The sequence below is a fragment of the Edwardsiella hoshinae NBRC 105699 = ATCC 33379 genome (genome assembly GCF_000474215.1).
GTDB lineage: Bacteria > Pseudomonadota > Gammaproteobacteria > Enterobacterales > Enterobacteriaceae > Edwardsiella > Edwardsiella hoshinae.
In genome coordinates this window covers 1-8,191 of the sequence record NZ_BAUC01000053.1, presented here as the reverse complement: position 1 = coordinate 8,191, position 8,191 = coordinate 1, and the positions used below count along the sequence as shown (strand labels likewise).

Below are 8,191 nucleotides of genomic sequence, written 5' to 3'. Positions count from 1 at the left end.
TCGCCTATTTAATTGTTTTTGGCTTGCAACGCTCGCCACTCTTGTATATCATGTATCGCATTTAATTCAACCTTTGTTTTCACATTGGAAAATACATCTATATTGGTAGTGATATCAAATTTAATGATAGTGATTAATCGTCAGATACCAGATCGATGATCTTGTCGTGCATAACCTCTGATTTTGAGAAGCAAATGGTTCTACGGGCAAGACGATTAAAATGACTTCTCAAGTTAAGATTATGTCGCTCTATCCGCTGGGTATATTTTTTTACTGATAACATGACTGATGTCTAGCCAGTAGCGTCTAGTACACTGACTAGGCATCAGTCATGTAAAACGCAATGTTAAATTGACTCAATAAAGCCAGAAGTCGTCGTAAAGTCATGGCATTGCGTAAACCGAAAACATGGGCGAGAATCCGCTTGCGGATACGGTCATAAGCGTAGAATAACCAGTGTGGATTACTCTTGGACTTCACGTAAGACCATTGCTCATCGGCTTCACAGCAGATGACAATCTCTACGCCTGACTCAACATTTTGCGCTACTTGGTACGGTGCAATTTTTTAGATGACGGAGAACGGTATTAAGGCTTATTTTCAATACTCTTGCTATGTCTCGACATCCGGATCCGTTCATTGCCATATCAACAATGGCCTGGTAGGATTCGGGTTTAGGCGCCGATGTAACGATAGTTGAGCTTGAAGGTTTTCAGGCAGTGTTTACAGCGATAAAGTTGCGCACCTGAGTCAGAATGACCGTTTCGGATCACCCCATTCGTTTCAGAGCAACGTCGTCACGACCTCTATATTTTATGAAACGTATAATATTTATTTTATTAACAGTTATATTATAACACCAAGCTAATGCTTTTGAGAAAATAAATTATCAACACCCTTGTTTATCATTGCTTTCTATATTTGTTTGCGCAATAATTAGAAAATCAATTTTGGATAGTAAAGAACATGAAATCCATTTTGCTTGGGGAGTATTATGGGATATCTCTTTTCCAAAACTCAATACCTGATAAGTTTAAAGAAAAAAGAGAGCTACTTGTTTCTGTTGAAAAAAGAACACTAGCTATCATAAGAAATAGTTATTGTATTTCTGTTTCTTATGATGAGATTGCGACAACAATTAAAAAAGGGGGGAAGGATTCCCATCCTTATAAAGGAGAGAGCTGGGAATATATTTGTAAAGGCATGCTGAATCTTATAGCTCCATACCTAAAAAAATATAAACATCTTTTTACTAAAAACACATGCACTGCCAATTATTTTATCTTTTTGCATGAGTTGTCACTCTACTACTTTTTTGAGGCTGAGCTATACAATAATAATGGAGACGCATTCTTAGTTGAATATTTAAAAGTGACAAGCAATAGTTTTACGAATAACACAAATTTGAAATAAATTAATTATATCGTTGAATCAAATTAAATCATAAAGCGAGGAGTGGTATTGGCAATATATAACCTAACCTCCTAATAATAAATACAGTTATCTAAATCTAGTGAATGGGGGGGGGAAGGAAGCTTACAAAAAAGAAAAGATGTTTGAATAAATCAAACTTTTGCTGTGTTGAAGGATCAGAGTTCAGAGTCTCCCAACAACGAAGATGATGTCGAGGCAAAACAAAATTTCAAAATCACCACCAGGAAGACCTACAACAAGGCCTTCATTAACCGTGGCTCCCTCTCTTTCTGGCTGGACAATGAGGCTATTCAGGCCTGATATGAGTCAGCCACGCCCTCATCCCGGGGAAGGCCTCAGCGCTATTCTGACCTTGCCATCACGACCGCCATCGTGATTAAACACGTATTCCGCCACACACTACGTGCCGCACAGGGCTTTATTGATTCCATATTTACTCTGATGAACGTTCCGCTGCGTTGCCCGGATTATACCAGCGTTAGCAAGCGGACAAAGTCAGTTAATATTAGTTTTAAAGCCCTCCGGGGATGAGATAGCCCATCTGATGATAGATTCAACAGGACTGAAAGTCTTCGGTGTGGGTGAATGGAAAGTCAAAAAACAGGGTAAAGCGCGCCGTCGAACCTGGCGAAAACTGCACCTTGCAGTCGATGCTAAAATACATGAAATAATCTGCACAGACCTTTCACTGAATAATGTCATGGACGCAGAGGCCTTTCCCGGGCTAATCCGGCAAAAAATCAGGTCTGCCGCTGCAGACAGAGCTTACGACACACGGTTATGTCACGATGAACTGCGCTTAGTGCCCTCATCCCTCCCAGAAAGGGTACCGGTTACTCGCCCGGAGAATACGCAGACCGCAACCACGCCGTAATTAGCGTCTGAGCGGGAGTAATACCCAGTAGAAATGGACAACAGATTACAATCTGTTGCTCGATACTGGAAACGGCGATGTACAGGGTGAAACAGCTATTCGGAGGTTCATTGACGCTGCGTGATTATGATGGGCAGGTTGCGGAGGCTATGGTCATGAGGCGTGCGCTGAACAAAATGACTACTAATTGGAAGCATCACCATGTCATCTCGGAAAGGATGTTTTATTTTTTTGCTTACATTCAGTAATTCCCCCCATTGTTTTATAGAATGAAAAACCACCACAATTAGCAATGTGTTACATGTCACATACTATAGTGGTGTATATATTGACATTGATATCATACCCCTCTATAGTATATAAGAATGCAAAATAGTGAGGTAAGCAGCAATGCCCAGTACTCCGGAAGAGAAAAAAAAGGTACTTACCCGGGTTCGTCGCATCAGGGGGCAAATTGATGCACTGGAAAGAGCGCTGGAGAATGACGCTGAATGCCGCGCCATTCTCCAGCAAATCGCTGCCGTCCGAGGTGCAGCTAATGGACTGATGGCAGAGGTGCTAGAGAGCCACATACGGGAAACTTTTGACCAGAATAACAGCTACAACCATGAAGTCAGTAAATCAGTTGATAATACGATTGAGCTGGTTCGTGCCTATCTTAAATAGCTGAAGCAATTATTACATTGAGGATAAATTACATATGAAGTCACGTGCCGCTGTTGCATTTGCGCCAGGAAAGCCCCTAGAGATTGTTGAAATTGATGTTGCTCCACCTAAAAAAGGTGAGGTGCTGATTAAAATAACCCACACAGGAGTTTGTCATACCGATGCTTTTACCTTATCTGGGGATGACCCTGAGGGTGTTTTCCCGGTGGTTCTCGGCCACGAGGGGGCTGGTATAGTTGTTGAAGTTGGTGAAGAGGTCACCAGTGTGAAGCCAGGAGACCATGTCATTCCGCTTTACACTGCCGAATGTGGAAAGTGTGAGTTCTGTCAGTCCGGTAAAACGAACCTCTGTGTATCAGTTCGCGAGACTCAGGGGAAAGGACTGATGCCTGACGGAACCACCCGCTTTTCTTACAACGGTCAGCCTCTTTACCACTATATGGGATGCTCCACATTCAGTGAATACACCGTTGTGGCCGAAGTTTCTCTGGCAAAAATTAATCCGGGGGCGAACCATGAACACGCCTGCCTTCTGGGTTGTGGTGTGACTACCGGTATTGGTGCCGTCCATAACACGGCTAAAGTGCAGCCAGGTGATTCTGTTGCCATTTTTGGCCTGGGAGCAATTGGGTTAGCTGCGGTCCAAGGGGCGCGTCAAGCAAAAGCAGGTCGTATTATCGCTATCGATACCAACCCGACAAAATTTGATTTGGCTCGTAAGTTTGGTGCCACCGACTGCATCAATCCGAATGATCATGACAAACCAATTAAAGATGTTCTGTTGGATATCAATAAATGGGGGATTGACCATACCTTTGAATGTATCGGTAACGTTAACGTCATGCGTGCAGCGCTGGAAAGTGCTCACCGTGGGTGGGGACAGTCCATCATTATCGGGGTGGCTGGTGCCGGACAGGAAATATCCACTCGCCCTTTCCAACTGGTCACTGGCAGAGTATGGAAAGGTTCCGCGTTTGGCGGTGTTAAAGGTCGTACACAACTCCCCGGTATGGTCGAGGATGCCATGAATGGCATCCTCGACCTTAAGCCGTTTGTAACCCATACGATGACTCTTGATGAAATAAATGATGCCTTCAAACTTATGCATGAAGGTAAATCTATCCGGACTGTGATTCATTACTGATCCTGTCTGAACCTTAACAAACCGAAACTGAAGGAAGTGAATAATGGCAACGCCGGTAATCTCTGGCAATGGTATCTTTTCTCACGTGTTCATAGGCGCATCCGATGTTGAAAAATCCGCCGCATTTTACGATGCCGTCCTGGGTACACTTGGCATCAACAACCTTGGCTCATTTGGCAATGGTTGGGTACTCTATGGTCGAGAAAAACCAGCATTTATCATTGCGCGTCCTAGCAACGGTGAAGCTCCAACCGCCAATGGAGTGACTGTCGGTTTCGCTGCTGCCACTCCGGAAGAGGTTGATGCTTTCTATGCTGCAGGCCTTGCCTCCGGAGGATCTGATGAAGGCCAACCTGGTCCGCGCGGTCACCTTCCTGGTGCTTATGCGGCTTACCTGAAAGATCCGGCGGGTAACAAAATCACGGCTTATACGTTCTTCTGACATCCAGATATAAAGATATCTCCCCTGACTCACTGTCAGGGGAGCTAACCACGAGATAAAGGCTGATGGAACTCATCGAGCAACATGCTAGCTCTGGTGGCTGGCAAAACGTATACCGGCATTATTCACAAACTCTTAATTGTGAAATGAATTTCGGTGTTTATCTTCCTCCCAAAGCAGCAACAGAAAAACTGCCGGTTCTTTACTGGCTATCTGGGCTAACCTGTACGGAGCAGAATTTTATCACTAAATCAGGTATGCAGCATTATGCAGCATTACACAACATCATCGTCGTTGTTCCGGATACCAGTCCCCGTGGCAATAATGTCGCCGACGCCGACAGTTACGATCTTGGCCAAGGGGCCAGTTTTTATCTGAATGCAACGGAACAACCATGGAATTTGCATTACCGGATGTATGACTATATTCTTAGGGAGCTTCCGGATGTCGTTATGAGCCATTTTCCTGCAACGGCAAGGAAATCTATTTCCGGGCACTCTATGGGGGGACTGGGTGCTTTAGTTCTGGCTCTGCGAAATCCTGATGAATATGCAAGTGTCTCGGCATTTTCCCCAATCGTATCACCGTCTCAAGTGCCATGGGGACAACGGGCATTTACCGCGTACCTAGGTGACAACAGAAAAACATGGGAAGCCTACGATCCTGTCTGCCTCATTTTTCAGAGCGAAAAATTACCAGAAATCTTCATTGATCAGGGGCTGAATGACGACTTTTATGAAGAGCAATTGCGTACCAGGAGTTTTGAGAAAGCGTGTCATGAGATGAACGTCAAAGTGTCGATCCGATATCATACTGGTTACGACCACAGTTATTATTTCGTTTCTAGTTTTATTGGTGAGCACATTGCTTACCATGCCAACAGACTCAGGCTGTTAACATGAGTTGATTGTTCATCATGAAAAATGTGCTTAGTATTCACTACCAGTACCGAGCCTGAATACCGCAGGCCTGATATGTGCTGTAACCCCGGTAGCTTCAGCGGTTGCTCTTATGCTCAGTTTCTTGAGATGTTGGTAGTACAGGACTTTCTGAGATCGTTCCCGATCGGCTAGATATAGCCGATCGATATTACTATAAGGGCGTTCATGGTTAGGAAACTCAATCGACCCTTTTGGGGTTTCCTAACCATGAACAGCGGTGATAAAGCTCCGCATGCGGTGAAGTCTGAGGCGCGGTAATGCGTAAAAATGCCATTTTTGCTGTGCTTTTAAGCTAAAACCCGTTTTTCAGGCGTACTTATCCAGGACCGGTGCCTGAAGCCATCGTTTTTTTGCCATCCGGTGCAGCCTGTCAGAGAGCAGTTTGGTGGCGTGCTCACCCGCCACGGCACCGGCAAAACGCAGTCGGCCCTTGCACAGGATGCACTGGTACGGATCAGTACCCAGGAAGGCTTTCATCAGTACCGCGAACCCCGGCTTCTGCGGTTTCTCGCGCGGTGTCATCTCCAATGCTTCGTAAACCTTTGGCAGCAGCGTGCCGCGTTTGCGGTTGGCCAGAAAGCCGTAGTAACGCACCATCTTAAAGTGTCGGGACGGGATGTGGCTGACGTAACGCCACAGCATCTCCTCCTGGCTTAGTTTCTGGCGTTTGTACTGTTGCGAGTTGTGGTCGTAATACTGGTGAACCACCGAGCCACCGCGGTAATGGCGCAATTGCGATGCCGCTACCGGCGGGCGCTTCAGGTAGCGGCCGAGGTATTTCACGCTGCGCCAGGCACCGCGGGTCTTTTTGGCGAAGTGCACCTTCCAGTGGCGCTGATATTGCGCCTGCAGATAGCGCTTCCACTGCTTTTCATCGCGGATATGGCCGTAGCCGGGCAGGGAAGCAGGAGTGACTCGATCGTAGCTGGCACGGAGCAGACGGATAACGGCACCGCGCCAAATGGCTTCAACCTGCTGTTTTTTGAAGAACAGGTCGCGCCAGACGCCGTGTTTGACATCGAGGCCGCCGCGGGTAATGGAGACGTGAATGTGTGGATGCTGATTGAGCTGGCGTCCGTAGGTGTGCAGCGCGCAGAAGATGCCGACCTCGATGCCCAGTTTGCGCGCGTGCCTGAGCATGGCGCGGGTGGCGCAGCGAAAAAGGTCGTTGAGCAACGGCCAGTTGTTATTGAAGAACGGCCACAGCAAGTGCGGCATGGTGAAGGTGATATGTTGCCAGTCGCAGTCGGGCAGGATGTGCTGCTGCTCGGTGATCCACTGCTCGGTGCCCTTGAGGCCGCAGCTGCTGCAGGCTTTGGACTTGCAGCTCTGGCAGAGAAAGCGTGAGTGAGTACAGTCAGGCGAGCAGCAGCAATAACGACGAACGCCCATGGCGCAGGTCCCGCAGGCAAGCATGCGCTCGACAGAGAGTTTGGTCCAGTCGCTGAGCTGATGGCCATTCTTCTCAAGGAAGCGCTCCCAGCCGTCATTGTACTGGAACAGGAGTTTTGCGGGTCGCGGTATGTACATGAAAGATAGTATAAAACGCGGCGATGATGGTGGGGAGGACTTCGGCTGCGTAGCAGACGAGCTCACGCTGCAGGCGTGCTACCGTTCTCGTGACCACTCCGACGGCGCACATTCATATCTATGCTCTCTGTTAGCGGCTTATGGCTTTGCAGGGCAAGGGATGGGTAAGGTGAAACCTATCAAGATAGTAACCGGCTGCGCCGGGCGACGGCGCCAGTCACTGACAGTGTTCTATTCAACATCTGTTGGCGCCTCCATGCCGCTTTGCGGCATTCAAAGATGCTACTTGCGCACGGCTCACCCGTTGGATCAAGGTGTTGACTGAACGCTCCCTCCCATTCACATCGGTTGAAATTTTGATTGCAATCAAATTAATTGCATTGACAGCGAACTATCGTAGAGCTAGCAGCAATACTGTATATAAACACATGTGTTTATATACAGTATTTATTTTTGGTTTTTATATGTCAAAGAGGAATCGTTATGAGTGGAAATGGGGGCAATAATGCTCACGGTAATGCTTTTGGTGGAGGACGAAACCCTGGTGTTGGGGGTAATCATGGTGGAAACAGAGGGTCCACTGGTGGGTACGATGGGAAGAATTTAGGCGGGCATACTCGTGATAATGGTGATGGGACCTCAACGACAACAGATCATCGAGGCTCTATTACTCATTATGGTGGACGGGAACGTCCCGATGCCGGATGGAGTCGGGGTGGAAATGGTGGTGATAAAGATCACGCTAGCTCTGGCGTTAATCTGTCATTATTCCCTGAGGCTCAAGCCAATGTCGCTTATGGCGTGCCGATGAATATTTCTCTGATTGATGGTATGTGGGGATTTTCTCTATTTCGTACCGCACCAATTCAGAAAGCTTTATTGGACGCAATGGCAAAGCTGGAGCAGGGGTTAGTTGCAGGTCTGCCTTATGCTGGGCGATTAATGGGGGTAACTTTTGGTGTGTTAATCCCCTCTGAAATTGCAAAAGATGATCCTAATATGATGTCTCAAATTATGACATCTCTTCCGGCAGATAAAGTGTTAGAGGCACCATTGGCACTCTCATTACCTCTACAGCCAGCTACTATAGCCTGAACTGCCCCCTCCAAAGGATGGCTCGCTCGTCCGGGGCGTTGTGATTTTTGGGTTTGATAATATGG

General features: G+C 47.0%; 7 protein-coding genes and 3 pseudogenes. 7 read left to right on the top strand and 3 right to left on the bottom strand.

The window, feature by feature from the left end:
- Positions 1–120: 120 nt before the first annotated feature.
- A pseudogene (locus EHO01S_RS18745) lies at positions 121–773 on the bottom strand (IS1 family transposase).
- Positions 774–966: 193 nt separating this feature from the next.
- Between EHO01S_RS18745 and EHO01S_RS16590 the strand changes: the two are divergent.
- The 6 genes and pseudogenes from EHO01S_RS16590 to fghA all read left to right on the top strand — a co-directional run bounded on the left by EHO01S_RS16590 (position 967) and on the right by fghA (position 5,462).
- Entirely contained in the window at positions 967–1,413 is a 447-nt protein-coding gene (locus EHO01S_RS16590) for a hypothetical protein (protein ID WP_024525000.1), read from the top strand.
- 168 nt (positions 1,414–1,581) lie between these two features.
- Positions 1,582–2,556 (top strand): annotated as a pseudogene (locus EHO01S_RS18740) (IS5 family transposase).
- A 142-nt stretch (positions 2,557–2,698) separates the two neighbouring features.
- A complete protein-coding gene (frmR, locus tag EHO01S_RS16575) occupies positions 2,699–2,974 on the top strand; it encodes a formaldehyde-responsive transcriptional repressor FrmR (RefSeq protein ID WP_024524999.1) in 276 nt (91 codons plus the stop codon).
- Positions 2,975–3,008: 34 nt separating this feature from the next.
- Positions 3,009–4,118, top strand: coding sequence for an S-(hydroxymethyl)glutathione dehydrogenase/class III alcohol dehydrogenase (locus tag EHO01S_RS16570; RefSeq protein ID WP_024524998.1), 1,110 nt, complete (start codon positions 3,009–3,011; stop codon positions 4,116–4,118).
- A 43-nt stretch (positions 4,119–4,161) separates the two neighbouring features.
- On the top strand, positions 4,162–4,560 hold the full coding sequence (locus tag EHO01S_RS16565; RefSeq protein ID WP_024524997.1) for a VOC family protein: 399 nt from the start codon (positions 4,162–4,164) through the stop codon (positions 4,558–4,560).
- A 65-nt stretch (positions 4,561–4,625) separates the two neighbouring features.
- Positions 4,626–5,462, top strand: coding sequence for an S-formylglutathione hydrolase (gene fghA / locus EHO01S_RS16560; RefSeq protein ID WP_024524996.1), 837 nt, complete (start codon positions 4,626–4,628; stop codon positions 5,460–5,462).
- 37 nt (positions 5,463–5,499) lie between these two features.
- Here the strand turns inward: fghA and EHO01S_RS19355 are convergent.
- Positions 5,500–5,630, bottom strand: a pseudogene (locus tag EHO01S_RS19355) (recombinase family protein); the annotation flags it as partial.
- A gap of 177 nt (positions 5,631–5,807) precedes the next feature.
- The gene (locus tag EHO01S_RS16555) at positions 5,808–7,031 is read right to left on the bottom strand and encodes an IS91 family transposase (protein ID WP_024524995.1); all 1,224 of its coding nucleotides are present in this window, start codon (positions 7,029–7,031) and stop codon (positions 5,808–5,810) included.
- 483 nt (positions 7,032–7,514) lie between these two features.
- Here EHO01S_RS16555 and EHO01S_RS18590 point away from each other — a divergent pair, with 483 nt between their 5' ends.
- Positions 7,515–8,126: a colicin-like bacteriocin tRNase domain-containing protein gene (locus EHO01S_RS18590; RefSeq protein WP_071991049.1), complete on the top strand. Its 612-nt coding sequence runs from the start codon at positions 7,515–7,517 to the stop codon at positions 8,124–8,126.
- Positions 8,127–8,191 lie beyond the last annotated feature (65 nt).